Raw genomic sequence first — 16358 nt, forward strand, 5'->3', positions numbered from 1 at the left:
ACTGAAATCTACCGCCAACTACCCAACGCCAAAACAGTGGAACAAATAGAACAGTTGTTGCCTGAAAACATCCAGCTCGATTAGACACCCACACACAGCTAAACTAAACTATCAACCATGGGGTTCGCTTGGCGCTTACAGATAAACTAGCAATCACACTCTTGCAATGACTTAATAATTCCACAATCACCAACTTTTTGATTATTCGAGCAGGAGTCAGTAAGTGCTTCTAACTGTATTTTTAGGTGTCTAAGTTCCTTCATTTTAATTTTAACCAGCTTCACTTGATCATTGATGAGCTCGTTCACTTCTTCACATACGGCATTGGGGTTGTCACGGAGTTCATTAATTCGCTTGATGTCACTCAGCGATAGATCCAGGTGGCGACAATGCTTGATAAATTCCAGTTGATCAATGACTTTAGAGTCATATACCCTGAAGTTACCTTCGGTTCTACCTGCTGATTTAATGAGGTTTTGAGTTTCGTAGTAACGAATGGTTTGAACGGAAAAGTCGGTTTTTTTAGATACTTGTCCAATTTTCATATTTTACTCTTGACTCTATAGTGGCTATAGATATTAAACTGCACGCTTGATAAAAACAAGTACATTCAAATGTCAGATTCTTGCGGTAACAGTTGTAACAATACAGCGCAAAGTACAGATCAAGTCACAAAGGTTCCTGATCATGGGTTGGTCAGTACTTTTGAAGTGACCAAAATGGACTGTCCATCTGAGGAAAGTATGATTCGCATGGCGCTGGAGAATTGTCAGTCTTTAAAAGCCATGGACTTTGATATTCCTGGAAGAAGGTTAAAGGTCTACCATGAAAATGGAATCGAAGAAATTCAACAAAAGCTTACAAATCTGAATCTGGGAGCCAGCCTACTTGAGACCCAACAAATTGATTCTGAAGCGCTATCAGTGATTATCAGTAATGCTAAATCTGAGAACAGTCAAGAATTTCGCGTACTTATTTGGTTACTGATTATCAATGCTGTCATGTTTGTGGTCGAGTTTGCTATTGGCATCTTGGCTCAATCAACAGGTCTAATCGCCGATTCCCTGGATATGTTTGCCGATGCGGCCGTTTATGGCACTGCAATCTATGCTGTTGGTAAAAGCAATCAGCTCAAACTAAAAGCGGCTCATCTGTCTGGTTGGGTGCAGGTCTTGTTAGGTACAGGTGCATTAATTGAAGTCATCAGAAGATTTATTTATGGCAGTGAGCCAGTATCCACATTAATGATTGTAATGGGCTTAGTTGCCTTGGTTGCCAATGTGACTTGTTTGTTGCTAATTGCCAAGAAAAAAGATTCCGGTGCCCACATGAAAGCCAGCTGGATTTTTTCAGCCAATGATGTCATAGCCAATACAGGCGTTATTTTAGCTGGAGTGCTTGTCATGTTGACAGGTTCTGCCTTACCGGATTTAGTCATTGGTTTAGTCATTGCCATGGTTGTTTTAAATGGCGCCAGACGAATATTACAAATCAAATCATGACTTAAGAAATTTAATTTACGTAAACAAACTGATAGAATGCAGGTCTTATATAAAAATGACACAAAGACACTTTAAATTGATGCCTTTCAAATCTCTCATGATTTTGCTCTTAATGGCTGTATCATTTCAGTCTGTTGCATCAGTGTCTGACGTTCACCAATCACACCAATCAGGTGCTGAGCATCTAGAATTTGAACATGAGCATGAAGGTGATGCCAATTTAAAACCTATGGATGAATCGAGTTCATTTGATTGTCACCATTGTTGTCATTGTCACGGTGACCATGTCTCATCCATGCTTCCACCATCTTTTAGCTTGGCGTATTTAGAATTAAACCAAGCCATTCATATTTCAGAACATTCATTTACAAGTAATCTCGCATCCAGGCTTCTTCGGCCGCCCAAAGCTTAAATCTTATTGAAAACACAGTTTGAACTGCAGGCGCTAAGTGGGCATGTATTTCAAATGCATATCAATTTTTAGATTTAGGAAATTTATCATGACGTACTTTAATAAGAACATGCCACGTGGCGTGTTTAAATGGCGTGGAGCCAATAAATGTTTGTTGATGGTGTTATTAATCTCATCAAACCAACTGACTGCCAAAGATATCAACTTGGCAACAGCCATCAATTTGATGTTGGAGCAGAATCCATCACTTCAGATATTTGAATTGAGAAAGCGCTCACTTGAAGGAGCACAATACACCGCTGGCTTGAACCCAGAAATCGAAATGGGTTTAGAAGCCGAGAACTTTTTAGGAAGCAATCCGTACACAGCTTTTGACCAAAGTGAATTGACCGTCTCTGTTTCATCAATTATTGAACTGGGCGGAAAGAAAGATGCTCGGAAAAATTTTGTATCAACAAAGTATGGGCTCCTTGATGCGCAAAGGAAAATAAAATCATTGGATCTCATATCAGAGTTAACTGATTCCTTTATTGATGCATTGGCCACACAGGAGCGCATAAAACTTGCTGAAGAATCAGTTCGATTAAGTGAGGACATTTATGAATCGGTCAAACGCAAAGCCAATGCAGGAGCCATCAGTGATGTCGAGGTCAAACGATCATTTGCCTCGCTTAAACAAGCACAGTTAACCCTTAAAGCTGAACAAAGCAAACTTGAACGACAAAGTGTCAACTTGAGTTTATATTGGTCACAAAAGCAACCACAGTTCAGTCAATTATCTGGTGAGCTGTTTGATTTCGGGACGGTTAAAGAGATTGATGAACTCAATCAAAACCTTGAGAAATCGAATTTAATCCAAGTTCTGACAATGAACCAGCGATTGGCAGAGTCTAGGTTGGCAGTAGTTCAGGCTGAATCCAAAGCAGATGTTAATTGGTCTTTGGGTGTTCGCAGGTTTGAAGAAAGCAATGATGCAGCGCTGACAGCTGGATTCAGTATTCCGCTTTTCAAAAGAAAAAGAAATATGGGTAATTTGATGGAGGTTGAAGCCGAAATTGATGCATCCCGTTCTGAACAACGAATTGCTTTGCTTGAATTATATGGACAGGTCAATGAGTTTTATTCATTGAGGCAAGCTGCCATCGAAAAATTCAGCACCCTTGAAAATGAAATCATTCCAGCATTAGCACATGCACTTGAGTTAACTAAAGAGGCATACCTTGATGGTAGATATGGTTATCTCGAGTACTCAGCTGCCAGAGCTGACTTAATCCAATCTAAAAAGTCATTGATTGATACTGCCAAAAGTATCTTGAATTACGGTGTTCAACTGGAGCGAATCACAGCTGAGCCCATTTACACCGAAACCTAACAAACCCAAGGAGGTGACTCATGAAGTCAATTTTATTAAAATTACCCATCATTATTGTATTTTTATCCCTTTCTCTAATAACTCATGCATCCGGTGAGCATGATGATGATCATGATGAGCAGCAAATAGTCGCAATCGATGATCATGTAGCAGAAAAATCAATGATAGAAACTGCCATTGCCTCATCTGGCCTCATCAACGAACAACTCAAAGTATATGGGAAAACAGTTAATGATCCAAGCCAAGTTAGCCACATCAGAGCCAGGTTCCCAGGCACAGTGGTCAATGTCAATGTTCAAATTGGTGATACAGTTAAAGTGGGTGAAACCCTGGCTTTTGTAGAATCAAACGAGAGCCTCAAAAAATACCCAATTAAAGCACTGATGCCCGGTGTCGTGGTTGCCAGGCATGCCAACCCGGGAGAAATGGCGCTTGATCAAGTGCTTTTCACCTTAGCTAATTTTGAAAAAATCTGGGTCGAACTGCAAGTATTCCCAGGTCAGCTGAATCAAATCATCAGTGGCCAAGAGGTTTTAATATCCGGATCCGATCAAACCATTAGTTCGACTATTAAACACATCATTCCCTCACAGGATGAAAAGCCATATTCTACAGCCAGGGTGCTGATTGATAACCAATCACGCGATTGGACTACCGGTCTTTTGGTATCGGGACAAGTGAGTGTCAGAACCACACAAGCAGACATAGTCGTACCATCCAAAGCCATACAAGACATTGATGATGAATCTGTGGTGTTTATTAAAACTGGCAATACATATACAGCTCATGTGGTCGAGACTGGTCGAACCGATGGAAAGTTCACCGAAATTCTCTCAGGCCTTCACTTAGGTGATGTTTATGTCTCTGAAAACAGTTATCTGATTAAGGCTGATTTAGAAAAATCAGGCGCATCGCACGATCATTGAAGGAGAATAAAATGATTGAATCAATTATTAAAGCCTCTATAAATAGGCGTTGGCTTGTTATGGCCGGAGTTTTGCTGTTGATATGTGCGGGTTTATGGAATTATCAAAAACTGCCGATTGACGCAGTGCCTGATATCACCAATGTCCAAGTACAAATCAATACGGAAGCACCTGGATTTTCACCGCTTGAATCTGAACAGCGAATTACTTACCCAGTTGAAACCGCTTTGGCAGGTATTCCAAAACTTTCCTACACAAGATCACTCTCACGTTATGGGCTTTCTCAAGTCACTGTGGTTTTCGAGGAAGGAACTGATCTGTACTTTGCCAGAAACCTCATCAATGAACGGTTGGGGGCCATTAAGAGTGTACTGCCTGCAGGGTTGGAGCCAGAGATGGGCCCTGTGGCCACTGGTCTTGGTGAAATCTTCATGTACACCGTAGAGGCCAAAGAAGGTTTTCTGCAGGAAGATGGGACCCCCATCGACTCAATTGAACTTCGTGAAATTCAAGACTGGATCATCAAACCACAGCTTTCGCTGGTGCCAGGAGTTACTGAGGTAAATAGCATCGGTGGCTATAACAAGCAGTACCACGTTAATCCCAGTCCTGAGAAAATGTTGAGCTATGCGATTTCATTTGAGGATATAAGTGATGCACTTGAGTCAAACAATGCCAATGTCGGTGCAGGTTATGTAGAAACCAATGGTCAGCAAATCCTGATCAGATCACCGGGTCAATTAAAAACCATCGGTGACATTGAGGATGTGGTGGTGAAGAACATTGATCATGCGCCTATTAAAATCAAAGACATTGCTGAGGTTGGTATTGGTAAGGAATTACGCACCGGTGCTGCCACCCAAGGTGGTGAAGAAACAGTTCTGGGCACAGCCATGATGTTGGTTGGTGAAAACTCAAGAGCTGTTGCACAGGCTGTTGCTCAGAAGATCGACGAGATTAAGAGCACTTTACCTGAAGGGGTTGTGATTGATTCTGTCTATGATCGAACAACCTTGGTAGACAAAGCCATATGGACAGTACAAAAGAACTTGACTGAAGGGGCTTTATTGGTCATTGTTATTTTGTTTCTGCTTCTGGGTAACTTCAGGGCAGCATTGATCACAGCTGCAGTCATTCCCTTAGCCATGTTGGCCACCATCAGCGGCATGGTTGAAGCTGGTGTTTCAGCCAATTTAATGAGCTTGGGTGCTTTGGACTTTGGTTTGATTGTTGATGGTGCGGTGATCATCATTGAGAACTCCATCAGGAGGCTCTCAGAGGTCCAGAAAGAAAAAGGGCTGTTACCATTGAAAGAAAGGTTGGAAGTTGTTTTCAGTGCAACCAATGAAGTCATCAGGCCCAGTTTGTTTGGTGTGATCATCATAACGGTTGTTTATATTCCGCTGTTTTCCTTAACTGGTGTGGAAGGTAAGATGTTTCACCCAATGGCATCAACCGTGGTGATGGCACTGCTATCTGCCTTGGTGCTTTCATTTACCTTTATCCCTGCAGCGATTGCCATATTTATGAATGGCAAAGTCAGTGAGAAAGAAAGCTTCATCATTCGTGGCGCTAAATCCATATATCAACCCTTGTTAAAAGCAGCCATTAAATTACGTTGGTTGGTTTTGGTTGGTGCCATGGTATTGGTCAGTTTTGCTGGATGGTTAGCAACCACACTGGGCTCAGAGTTTATCCCAGAACTTAATGAGGGTGATATAGCCATGCATGCCATGCGGATACCTGGTACAGGATTAGAGCAAGCCATCCAGATGCAAAAAGTATTGGAGGAAAGGATTTTAGAATTTCCACAGGTTGCAAAAGTGTTTGCCAAAATTGGTACACCTGAAGTGGCAACCGATCCCATGCCACCTAATGTTGCGGATAATTTCATTATGCTCAATCCCAGAAACCAGTGGCCAGATCCAACTTTGACCCAAGGTGAACTGGTTGAGCAAATTGAAGCTGCGGTGCGTGAACTTCCGGGTAATAATTATGAATTCACTCAACCCATCCAGATGCGCTTCAATGAACTTATTTCTGGTGTCAGAGCCGATTTGGGCATTAAGGTGTTTGGTGATAACTTGGACCAACTGCTCGAATCAAGCAATGAAATACTTGAAGTCATCGAGCAGATCAATGGTGTGGCTGATGCCAGAGTAGAGCAAGTTACAGGCTTACCGATGCTTTCTGTAATACCTGATCGTGTTTCGTTATCACGCTATGGTATCAATGTAGCAGATGTTCAACATGTCATTCAAACCGCTATCGGTGGACAAGGAGCTGGAACCATATATGAAGGGGATAGGCGCTTTGAAATTATGGTTCGATTAGATGAGTCGTTGCGGCGTGATTTGAGTCGCTTATCTGAGCTTCCTGTGCCCTTAAATGATGGCAGTTACGTGCCATTAAGTGAGGTTGCCCAGTTGATCCTGGCACCTGCACCCAATCAAGTCAGTCGTGAAAATGGCAAACGTCGTGTGGTGGTTACTGCCAATGTCAGAGACAGGGACTTAGGTTCCTTTGTAGATGAGGCGAAAACAAAGATTGCATCGATGGTGAAATTACCTGCCGGCTATTGGCTCGATTATGGTGGTACTTTCGAGCAACTGGAATCGGCCAGTCAAAGGCTGTCAATTGTTGTACCCATAACGCTAACCATTATATTTGGCTTGTTGATTATGGCTTTCAGTTCTATCAAAGATGCATTGATCATTTTCACAGGTGTCCCATTGGCGCTAACTGGTGGTGTGATCTCATTGTGGTTAAGGGGCATGCCATTTTCAATATCAGCAGGAGTAGGGTTTATTGCCTTATCTGGCGTGGCTGTTCTCAATGGTTTAGTGATGCTCTCATTTATCAAGGATCTATGGGAAAAAACAGGTGATCTTTACCATTCGGTGATCAAAGGGGCAATGACACGCCTGCGTCCGGTTTTGATGACAGCACTGGTGGCAAGTCTTGGGTTTGTTCCGATGGCATTGAACACCGGTACTGGGGCTGAAGTGCAACGTCCACTTGCTACAGTTGTTATTGGCGGCATCATTTCATCCACATTATTAACATTATTTATCTTGCCCATTTTGTTTGAATGGGTGTCAAAGGATAAAAAAGAAAATGGAGAAAAATCATGAGCTCACATGAACATACAGAAAACGACGGCCATGATCACAATCATGAAAACAGTGGTTATCTGCCAGCAATCACATCATTTATATTATTACTCACTGGTTTAGCCATTGAACATGTTTTTAAGTATGGGTTCTTTGACGGGTGGGTTTTAGTAGCTTGGTACATTGCAGCTTATTTGCCAGTAGCGCTTCCAGTAATTAAAGAGACTATTGAGGCACTCAAGAAAGGAGAGGTTTTCACAGAGTTTTTCCTAATGACTATTGCAACAGTTGGTGCCATGGCTATAGGAGAGTATCCAGAAGGTGTTGCAGTGATGTTGTTTTACGCCATTGGAGAGTTGTTTCAAAACGCTGCTGTTAATCAAGCTAAGAATAACATCACGGCTTTGCTCGATGTGAGGCCCAAAACTGCACATGTGCTTACTAACGGTAATTATCAGACAGTAGACCCAGAGTCTGTCAAGATTGGCGATACCATTCAAATTAAAGTAGGTGAGAAAGTACCGCTTGATGGGAAGTTAATTTCTGATAAGGCCAGCTTGAATGCAGCTGCAATAACAGGAGAGAGTAAGCCTCAAAGCTTAATTGAAGGTGAAAATGTTTTGGCAGGTTCAATTAATCTTGAATCAGTTATTGAGGTTGAAGTTGAAAAGCTCTACAACGATTCATCTGTTGCTAAAATACTTAATCTGGTACAAAACGCAACTGCTAAAAAAGCCAAGACTGAATTACTTATCAGACGACTCGCTAAAATCTACACGCCAATTGTGGTCTATTTGGCCATTGCAATCTGCATTCTTCCTTACTTCTTTGTTGAAACCTATCAGTTTCAGGATTGGCTATACAGGGCATTGGTATTCTTAGTGATTTCCTGTCCCTGTGCATTGGTGATATCTATACCCCTCGGGTATTTTGGTGGACTTGGGGCAGCTTCAAAAAATGGCATTCTGTTTAAAGGTGCCACTTTCATGGACACCTTGACGCAAGTAAATACATTAGTCATGGACAAAACAGGAACAGTGACCAAAGGAACATTCAAAGTCAAACAGATCAGTATCTCAAATGATATGACTGAGGATGAATTCATGAGTTATGTTTTGTCACTAGAGAAAACATCAACCCACCCAATTGCCAAAGCCATCATGCAATATGAAAATTCCGCTGATATTTCTGATGCCAGTGATGTTGATGAAATAGCTGGGAAAGGGCTAAAAGGAGTTGTGAAGAATAAGACAGTGTTAGCCGGCAATAAAAAATTGCTGGATCAATTTAACATCAAAACACCTGATGAAATTGATTCAATAGTTGATAGCATTGTTTTGGTGGCTATAGATGGCAATTATGCAGGTTTTGTAACCATCTCGGATGAATTAAAAGATGATGCCAATCAAACCATTTTGGCAATCAGGAACTTAGGTATCAAAGAAATTGTCATGCTTTCAGGTGACAAGGATTCGATCACACAAATGGTTGCTGGAGAATTATCAATCAGCCAAGCCAGCGGTGGCTTACTTCCTGAGGATAAATTGAATCATGTAGAAAAGCTCAAGGAAGACCCAACTAAGGTCATTGCATTCATGGGTGATGGGATCAACGATGCACCGGTGTTAGCAACCAGTCACTTAGGTATTGCTATGGGTGCCAATGGCAGCGACGTGGCCATTGAAACGGCTGATATGATCATTCAAACAGACCAACCCTCAAAATTTATCACAGGCTTTAATATCAGTAAATCCACGCAACAAGTCATCTGGCAAAATATTATTTTGGCATTTGGTGTAAAGGTACTTGTTTTAATCTTGGGTGCAGCTGGTATGGCTACATTATGGCAAGCGGTTTTTGCTGATGTTGGTGTGGCGTTATTGGCAATATTAAACGCTGTGAGACTACAAAAAATGAAGTGGTGAGGTTCAGCAACGGCAAGCTACCAATCGGTAGCTTGCTATCACTTATAACCAAAATACGTTTGTTTAAATCGAGGCTTGACTCTATAGTTACTATAGATATTAAGATTGGATCTAACATGTAATTAAGAGTTATTATGCAAACCAATAAAATAAATAAAATTGATGGTGGGACTGAAACCATAAACAAAATTTACACATCCAGCACTGAAATTTTGGACTATGAAGACCTAAGTATTCAACACTTAATTAAATCCAGGGCGTGGATGAAATTGAATGAGTACGAAAAAATTGGAGCTGCCTATCAATATGTACGTGATGAAGTGAAATTTGGCTACAACAAAAGTGATGATATTCCAGCAAGCCAAGTCCTTTCTGATGGTTATGGTCAGTGCAACACCAAGGGCAATTTATTGATGGCTTTACTTCGTGGTCTTGGCATATCTTGTAGGTTTCATGGGTTTACCATAGACCAGAAACTTCAAAAAGGTGCGATACCAAGTTATATTTTTTGGCTGGCTCCAAAGTACATCATTCACAGTTGGGTAGAGGTATATCATCAAGGGCGATGGATTAATCTTGAAGGGTTCATTCTAGATCAACCTTACCTAAGTGCTATTCAAGCAAAATTCCCAAGTGAAAAAGACTCGTTTTGTGGGTATGGCGTGGCGACAAAATGTTTATCAAACCCTAAGGTTGACTGGGAAGGAAAAGATACTTACATCCAAAAAGAAGGTATACACGATGATTATGGTATCTATGACTCGCCCGATGGTTTTTATTCTGAAGTTGGAACAAACCTCTCCGGAATTAAAAAGTGGCTTTATGAACGATTAATGAGGCATTTGATTAACTGGAATGTTTCACGGTTAAGAAAGAAAATAATTTAGGTTGTGTTCATTCAAATTCATGAGGAAAGTTAGGCTTCAAAGAGATGCAATATTCATCAACCCGTAACTGTTTGCATGAATACACCTGTTGGTCCAACATACAACTTGGGCCTGACCTTACTTATCCTGGGGTATTTGATCCATCAGTACATTATGAAAATGATTAATTAAACCATATTTCCTAAAAAAGCATTTAAATACAGGCACCTATCAAAATATGTCTAAATTTTCGAGGGAATGGGTGAATTAAAAGAGGCTACAAATGCTAAAACCAGAATTCATTGACCGAATTTAGGCTCAATTCAATGATATTGTGGCCTAAAAGTTGACTAATCGGAAAATTACATGCCTTAAAAATGATTTAAATCAGCAACATAGATGAAAATATGTGAATTTTCGAGGGAATGTGCGCAAAACCCCTATTTGGAATATTTCCTGAAAGTTGGCTTATGATGCAAAATAATTATGATTTAAAAAAAGAGCAAAAGCTTATTGAATTAAGTTAATGTGAACCAATAGATTTTGAGTCATTCAAAAGCTAGATATAGATTTATTGTCGCGGTAAGTTTATATCACACAAACCCCTTATCTATTGACTGATTAAATAAGTTAATTAATGTTTAGATTACACATAACTGTGGTTTTATATCCATTATTTTTTATCAGATTGATTAATCCTTTCTAAAGCATCTTTTATTTTCTCGTGTGATTCATCAAGCGACTTATTTGCTCTACTGGTGGTTTCTTCACACATAATAATTAAAGCTTGTAATAGTTTTTCTTCATCAATTTCATCTTCATCAATGTGGTGATGGCGCGAGTCATCTTTATTTTTCAAGGCACGTACAAATGAGGTCATACGACTTGTTGGCAACGAAGATAGCTTTTCTAAATCACCATCCAAAATTAATTCAAAAACCATGAAAGCCTCTGATTCTTCCTGGCTTAATGAATTTAATTTATCTTCGTCAAAATCATCGAGCATCTTTTTTAAGTCTCTTGATATTTCCTTTAGTTCCTTGTCACGCTTTTCGAATTTATCCATTGGCTTAAAGTAAGATTATGATTAACGCATTTATTGTACATCATCTACAGAAATCTCACTTCAGACTAATTTGAAATTCAGGCATCATCAGGGTAAGTGAGTAGTATTAGCTTTATCGAAGACAAGGTTGTCGTGATTTGTGAAACTTGTATATGCGCGAGGTAAAAGAAGTGGTAAGTTTTAGCAAGGTGCGCCATTGTATATTTAGCTAAAGAGAATAGCTGGGTTAGTCGGTATCAGGTTTGATAATATCAACAATTATGATTGAATAATAAGCAATTATTTTGAACAGTATCATCAATCATGCTATCTTAATATTTTGTTCAGCCGGTATATGATTATGTCACTAAATTGTGCAGAAACTGTAGCTCAGAAAATATTGTCAGATTCTGCTTTTGCCGAAGATGTTAATAAATACATCAAACGAGCACTTAGCTCAAAAAGTTCAGCTAAGCTAAAAAGCATGACTGACAGCCAAGCCCAATTAATTGTGGACAAAAATTCTGAAAATAAAGTACTAACTAAGAATCCAATCTACCCAAAACTAAACTATGAACTATTGAGGCAAATAGATGCTATTGACAACAGAGCTAATAGAATTTTAGCTAAAGTAACAATGGGTCAAATGCACAACCAGGTGGTCAACTATATAAAACACGCGACCCCAGCTGAAATTGATAAGATATCCGATGAGAAGAATGCCACTGACATGCTTATTAATGTCTTCTGCAAATCTATAATGATTGATGATGATGTTTCCCCTTACCACAAGTCTATACTGCGAGGTTCAATTAAGCGTACAGGGCTGATCAGTGAACATGGCGGGGCATATGATTATAAAGAAGTAATGCAATTAACAGGGTGGAGCAAAGCAACCATTTCAACTTACTACAACTCCAAAAGGCTATTGGGCATTAAAATAGATGGAAAGCTAAAGTACCCGGCTTTCCAATTTAACACTGAAGGCATGATCAAAGGACTTAAGGAGGTGATTCACAAACTCTTGAATCAAACAGATGATTTTTGGTCGGCTTTTACCTTTCTGATAAATAAAAATGATTTTTTACCATTTGATAAGCCAATAACACCCTTGGCTGCAATTAAAAAGGGTAATACAAAATCTGTCTTAAGCTTAATTGAAAGTCGTCATGACCAGTCTGGTCATTAAAGTGGCATTTTGTAATTTTTAGCATCCCGTTCACACATATACTTATCGATACTATCTTTTATTTGTATTTGAGCTTGTAAATTTAAACACAAAATCTTCAGGTTTTATATTACATGCATTGCACACATTAATAACCTCAATAAAATCAAGATTACGGTCACCAATTTCATACTTAGACACGTAGCTCTGTGGTTTCCCCAAAGCTTCTGAGAGTTGAATTTGAGTTAAGTCAGCACGAAGCCTGATGTCTTTTAACGCCTCTCTCAGCTTTATGTATGAGTCATCCCAGATACTTTTTTTCATAAACAGGGACTTTAGTCTATAATCAGAATTATCCCGATTTAGGATATTTCGGGTTTCTATATAACTAAATAACTGTGGGGACTAGACATGGCCAAGCAAAAAGCTCAAAAACTTTCAGCCGATGATAAAATTAAACTAATCGAGGCCAAATATTGTATAGAAGACAAAAAGCCCGTTGATATTGAGGAATTGAGCTATACCCACAAGCTATATCTTTTAGCAATTTTTAGAGTTCTCACAGATGAATCATTTGATAGTATATTGCCGCTAACTGAAATTCCTTCTGACAAGTTTTTATCACCTAGTAGATATATGGATAGGAATATAATGGATTGTCTTAATTCCCAAAATATTATTTTGGTGGATCCTAATTCAAATACTGATGCGTTTGAATTTGAGGATAACAATTGTGTTGGTTTTGATATTGCTGCTGTTAACTGGTTCGTTAACATTTCTGAGAAAGATGAAGAAAGGTTAAGTGTGGCCAGCTGTTATACGTTGATTTTTAAAGACTTAACAAATTACTTTCCAACATCTAGCGAGGAGAGAAAGAAAGTTATTTCATTTACAATGAATCTTGCGTTCAATGAAGCATTGAGTTATTTGTTGCATAAGTGTTCTAAGTTGAACTATGAATTTAAATTCGGTAATAAAACACATCTATTTCTTAGTCAATTGATTGCCAGTTTAGCTGTATCAGATATTTGCAGCATTATCGATAAAGCTGTCGATGAGGATTATTTGTTTATCACTCGTTCTAACTCAGGTAATAATTATGGAAGCACGGTTTCGGATAGATTGCTCAATTTGGGAGAGCTTGCAATCAGAGACAATTCCCAAATTAGACATTCAAAAAGAAATGAATGTTTGCCAAGGTCCGAATTAAGTAAGATCTTTTATGAATTAATCCACGACGGAGATGATGAGGGATTTACTGAGTGCCCAGCTGAGTTTTGGAAAAATAATCTAGTGGCTTCTTATACTGCTGAGGCATAGTCAGAGTTTTTAAATTATTCTAGGCAAGTATAAAAAACATTAATCTTCAATAACCATTTAAACGGCCTGTCGCTCAAAATTAAACTAATAAGGTTTGTGTAACTTAGTATAATACATGAGATATGATACAGATTTTTGCCGGTTATACATAGCTTTAAGGTGTGTTCCATAAACGATCGTTTGAGTGACAATATGAAAATTGGTTATGCAAGGATATCTAAAGCTGATGGCTCACAACAGCTTGATCTTCAAATAGACGCACTAAAAGAAGCTGGCGTGAGTGAAAGTAATATTTACTCAGATCAAGTATCTGGAAAAAATGATAATAGACCCGGATTAGATTCATGTCTTAAGGCACTCCGTAAAAATGACACTCTAATTGTGTGGAAACTTGATAGACTGGGAAGGAATTTAAAACACCTTGTTAATACTGTCCATTCGCTTTCAGAAAATAAAATCGGATTTAAAGTACTAAGTGGACAAGGAGCAGACATTGATACAGGCACACCTTCAGGAAAGTTGGTATTTGGAATATTTGCATCTCTTGCTGAGTTCGAGAGAGAGTTAATAAAAGAAAGAACAATGGTGGGTCTAAAGGCTGCAAGAGCTCGTGGCAAAAAAGGTGGGAGAAAATTTCAGCTATCAAAGCATCAAGTCAGGTTGGCTCAAACAGCTATGAAAGAAAAGTCTACAAATGTAGCTGAATTATGCAGAGAGTTAAAGATTTCACGGCAAACCTTATATCGATATATTAGCCCTGAGGGAAATTTGAGAGGATACGGTATAAAAATACTGGAAAGAAATTAACATGCCAAAAATGGATTTGAATGAGTTTAGAGCGGCGGTAAAAACAAAGCTAAGAGAGCGTGTTAACAATAAATGTTCAAATGTAAATTGTCGTATTACTACACTTGGTCCATCCGAGACTCACAACATAACGAATATAGGTGAAGCTGCTCACATACACGGTGCAAAAAGAGGCTCTGCCAGATGGGTAAAAGACATGACTCCAGAACAAAGAAGAGACTATGATAATGGTATCTGGTTGTGCAGCGGGTGTCATAAAAAAATAGATAGAGACGAAAACAGATATCCTGTAAAAGTTCTTCTGAGATGGAAACAAGATGCTGAAGCTGAGGCACTTAATGAAATTGGTAAAAAATCTTTCACTTCTGCAGACCAAGAAAAATTTGTTTCATCATTTGTTACGGGAAACAATCCTGATATTCCTCTAAATAAATTAGCAAAAGCTGTTGATAATGTTTTTCGAGGGGGGGCTAATGTAATAACCTCAGCAATGGAGGAATTAGATCCAAGGGTAAGAGTAATTCCCATAGGTGGATTGAATGGAGTAACATACGAAATTCATCCTAAAGAACCTTTTGGTCTTTCTTTGATGTTTACCCTGAATGATAACTCCCATCTTGAAATGGATGAATATATTAAACATGGGAAACCAGTAGAAATTCCTTTGTCATCAATTAATGTTGATGGGTCTGAGCTATTTAAACAATTATTCGATAATGAAGGAAAACTATTTTTACAATCTCCTTCTCCTCAAGGCAGTGAAGTAATTATATTATTTGATGAAACATACCAAGAAAAATATTTTGGTACTGTAAAAGGCAATTGGCAGGTTGGTACTGAAACTGCTACATTTCACGGAGTTGGAATGGGTGGGATGCTAAGCCATATTAGAGTGATACAAGAAAATACAACTGCTACAAATTTCACGTTTACTTTAAATTTTGAAGCTTGGGAAGGAAAAAGCATTCAACAACTTAATGGATTCAATAAATTATTTGAATTCTACAGTTGCCTAATCAATCAAAAAAGGATGAAAGTCATATCTGAAATTGAAGGGTTGGATCCAATTGAGGCAATATCTGATGATATAGGGAATATACCAGGGCTTAAAAACATATATGACTTAATTTGCTTTATAGATAAAGCTAGAAAGTTAACAAAATTTTTAAAGATTGATGTCAGTTTTTGTTTTGACAAACTTCCAAGAACTAATGAAGAGTATTTGGCAGTAATTAGGTGTGCTGAAATAATTGACACTATATTAATCAAAGGTACTGAAAAAAGAAATAGCAATATTAGCTTTGAAATAATTCCTGAAATAGGTAATAAATCAATAATTGAAGATATTGGAAGTGGTAAAGAGTTAAATTTCATTGTTAATGAAAATAAAACAATTGAAATATTTGGTAAAACAGTCCAAATACCTGAAATCATATATGAATTACACAAGTTTGTGTTAGCAGTCGATGAGGGTGATAGTTTTGAGATTAATGAAGGGGAAAAAGTGAAAATAAAAATGATTCCGTCTAAATCCTCAGTTACAAAAATCAGCTACAAATAATATTTTTCAATTTTTTTAGAATATAATTTTGTGAATTATCAATTAATATACTAGTTGAATATTCACACTTTTATCAAATTTAGTGACTGTTATACTGGGCATAATAATTCACACTTTGTGAAAACCGCAATTTCACACTTATTATTCTGTGAATAGCTATCTTTGAAACTAGTTTTTTATTGTTAAGTGCTCAAACTAAAGTAGTCGCCCCTGAAGAACTAATAACCCATTGATATTCAACGCAATATAGCGTTATTATGCTATAATAAATTGCAAGAAAACATGAATCAACCATCAAAAACCTTGCAATATGAAACCTAAAAAACCTAACAATCACCCGG

General features: G+C 38.4%; 13 protein-coding genes. 10 read left to right on the forward strand and 3 right to left on the reverse strand.

Features of this window, described 5'->3' with window-relative positions:
- Positions 1–146: 146 nt before the first annotated feature.
- Positions 147–545, reverse strand: coding sequence for a Cd(II)/Pb(II)-responsive transcriptional regulator (locus OS173_RS12830; RefSeq protein WP_188366038.1), 399 nt, complete (start codon positions 543–545; stop codon positions 147–149).
- Between the two features lie 69 nt (positions 546–614).
- Between OS173_RS12830 and OS173_RS12835 the strand changes: the two genes are divergently transcribed.
- The 6 genes from OS173_RS12835 (at position 615) to OS173_RS12860 (ending at position 10137) form a co-directional block, all read left to right on the forward strand.
- The gene (locus OS173_RS12835) at positions 615–1502 is read left to right on the forward strand and encodes a cation transporter (RefSeq protein ID WP_267184691.1); all 888 of its coding nucleotides are present in this window, start codon (positions 615–617) and stop codon (positions 1500–1502) included.
- A gap of 500 nt (positions 1503–2002) precedes the next feature.
- Positions 2003–3286 (forward strand): TolC family protein, encoded by a 1284-nt coding sequence (locus OS173_RS12840; RefSeq protein ID WP_267184692.1) that lies wholly within the window; start codon positions 2003–2005, stop codon positions 3284–3286.
- Between the two features lie 20 nt (positions 3287–3306).
- A complete protein-coding gene (locus OS173_RS12845; protein WP_267184693.1) occupies positions 3307–4212 on the forward strand; it encodes an efflux RND transporter periplasmic adaptor subunit in 906 nt (301 codons plus the stop codon).
- A gap of 11 nt (positions 4213–4223) precedes the next feature.
- The gene (locus tag OS173_RS12850; protein ID WP_267184694.1) at positions 4224–7346 is read left to right on the forward strand and encodes an efflux RND transporter permease subunit; all 3123 of its coding nucleotides are present in this window, start codon (positions 4224–4226) and stop codon (positions 7344–7346) included.
- The gene (locus OS173_RS12855; protein WP_267184695.1) at positions 7343–9250 is read left to right on the forward strand and encodes a heavy metal translocating P-type ATPase; all 1908 of its coding nucleotides are present in this window, start codon (positions 7343–7345) and stop codon (positions 9248–9250) included. Before OS173_RS12850 ends, OS173_RS12855 begins: the two co-directional genes overlap by 4 nt.
- A 134-nt stretch (positions 9251–9384) precedes the next feature.
- Positions 9385–10137 (forward strand): transglutaminase-like domain-containing protein, encoded by a 753-nt coding sequence (locus OS173_RS12860; protein ID WP_267184696.1) that lies wholly within the window; start codon positions 9385–9387, stop codon positions 10135–10137.
- 652 nt (positions 10138–10789) lie between these two features.
- Here the strand turns inward: OS173_RS12860 and OS173_RS12865 are convergent.
- Positions 10790–11182: a hypothetical protein gene (locus OS173_RS12865; protein ID WP_267184697.1), complete on the reverse strand. Its 393-nt coding sequence runs from the start codon at positions 11180–11182 to the stop codon at positions 10790–10792.
- Between the two features lie 340 nt (positions 11183–11522).
- Between OS173_RS12865 and OS173_RS12870 the strand changes: the two genes are divergently transcribed.
- Complete coding sequence (locus OS173_RS12870) at positions 11523–12350, forward strand: hypothetical protein (protein ID WP_267184698.1); 828 nt, start codon at positions 11523–11525, stop codon at positions 12348–12350.
- A gap of 51 nt (positions 12351–12401) precedes the next feature.
- Here the strand turns inward: OS173_RS12870 and OS173_RS12875 are convergent, their stop codons facing one another.
- Positions 12402–12653, reverse strand: a complete 252-nt coding sequence (locus tag OS173_RS12875; protein WP_267184699.1) for a helix-turn-helix domain-containing protein — start codon at positions 12651–12653, stop codon at positions 12402–12404.
- An 87-nt stretch (positions 12654–12740) separates the two neighbouring features.
- Here OS173_RS12875 and OS173_RS12880 point away from each other — a divergent pair, with 87 nt between their 5' ends.
- From OS173_RS12880 to OS173_RS12890, 3 genes are all read left to right on the forward strand, one after another.
- Positions 12741–13649 carry a hypothetical protein gene (locus OS173_RS12880; RefSeq protein WP_267184700.1) on the forward strand — a complete coding sequence of 303 codons (909 nt, stop codon included), beginning with the start codon at positions 12741–12743 and terminating at the stop codon, positions 13647–13649.
- Positions 13650–13841: 192 nt separating this feature from the next.
- Positions 13842–14456 (forward strand): recombinase family protein, encoded by a 615-nt coding sequence (locus tag OS173_RS12885; RefSeq protein ID WP_267184701.1) that lies wholly within the window; start codon positions 13842–13844, stop codon positions 14454–14456.
- 1 nt (position 14457) lies between these two features.
- A complete protein-coding gene (locus OS173_RS12890; RefSeq protein ID WP_267184702.1) occupies positions 14458–16017 on the forward strand; it encodes a hypothetical protein in 1560 nt (519 codons plus the stop codon).
- Positions 16018–16358: the final 341 nt, after the last annotated feature.

Source organism: Marinicella gelatinilytica (genome assembly GCF_026410405.1).
Taxonomy (GTDB): Bacteria; Pseudomonadota; Gammaproteobacteria; order Xanthomonadales; family Marinicellaceae; genus Marinicella; species Marinicella gelatinilytica.

Excerpts from the sequence above, each read along its gene's own strand:
- OS173_RS12840 (WP_267184692.1), top strand. The coding sequence starts at position 2,003 with ATGACGTACTTTAATAAGAACATGCCACGTGGCGTGTTTAAATGGCGT.
- OS173_RS12830 (WP_188366038.1), bottom strand. The coding sequence starts at position 545 with ATGAAAATTGGACAAGTATCTAAAAAAACCGACTTTTCCGTTCAAACC.
- OS173_RS12875 (WP_267184699.1), bottom strand. The coding sequence starts at position 12,653 with ATGAAAAAAAGTATCTGGGATGACTCATACATAAAGCTGAGAGAGGCG.
- OS173_RS12850 (WP_267184694.1), top strand. The coding sequence starts at position 4,224 with ATGATTGAATCAATTATTAAAGCCTCTATAAATAGGCGTTGGCTTGTT.
- OS173_RS12885 (WP_267184701.1), top strand. The coding sequence starts at position 13,842 with ATGAAAATTGGTTATGCAAGGATATCTAAAGCTGATGGCTCACAACAG.
- OS173_RS12860 (WP_267184696.1), top strand. The coding sequence starts at position 9,385 with ATGCAAACCAATAAAATAAATAAAATTGATGGTGGGACTGAAACCATA.
- OS173_RS12870 (WP_267184698.1), top strand. The coding sequence starts at position 11,523 with ATGTCACTAAATTGTGCAGAAACTGTAGCTCAGAAAATATTGTCAGAT.
- OS173_RS12855 (WP_267184695.1), top strand. The coding sequence starts at position 7,343 with ATGAGCTCACATGAACATACAGAAAACGACGGCCATGATCACAATCAT.
- OS173_RS12890 (WP_267184702.1), top strand. The coding sequence starts at position 14,458 with ATGCCAAAAATGGATTTGAATGAGTTTAGAGCGGCGGTAAAAACAAAG.
- OS173_RS12865 (WP_267184697.1), bottom strand. The coding sequence starts at position 11,182 with ATGGATAAATTCGAAAAGCGTGACAAGGAACTAAAGGAAATATCAAGA.
- OS173_RS12835 (WP_267184691.1), top strand. The coding sequence starts at position 615 with ATGTCAGATTCTTGCGGTAACAGTTGTAACAATACAGCGCAAAGTACA.
- OS173_RS12880 (WP_267184700.1), top strand. The coding sequence starts at position 12,741 with ATGGCCAAGCAAAAAGCTCAAAAACTTTCAGCCGATGATAAAATTAAA.
- OS173_RS12845 (WP_267184693.1), top strand. The coding sequence starts at position 3,307 with ATGAAGTCAATTTTATTAAAATTACCCATCATTATTGTATTTTTATCC.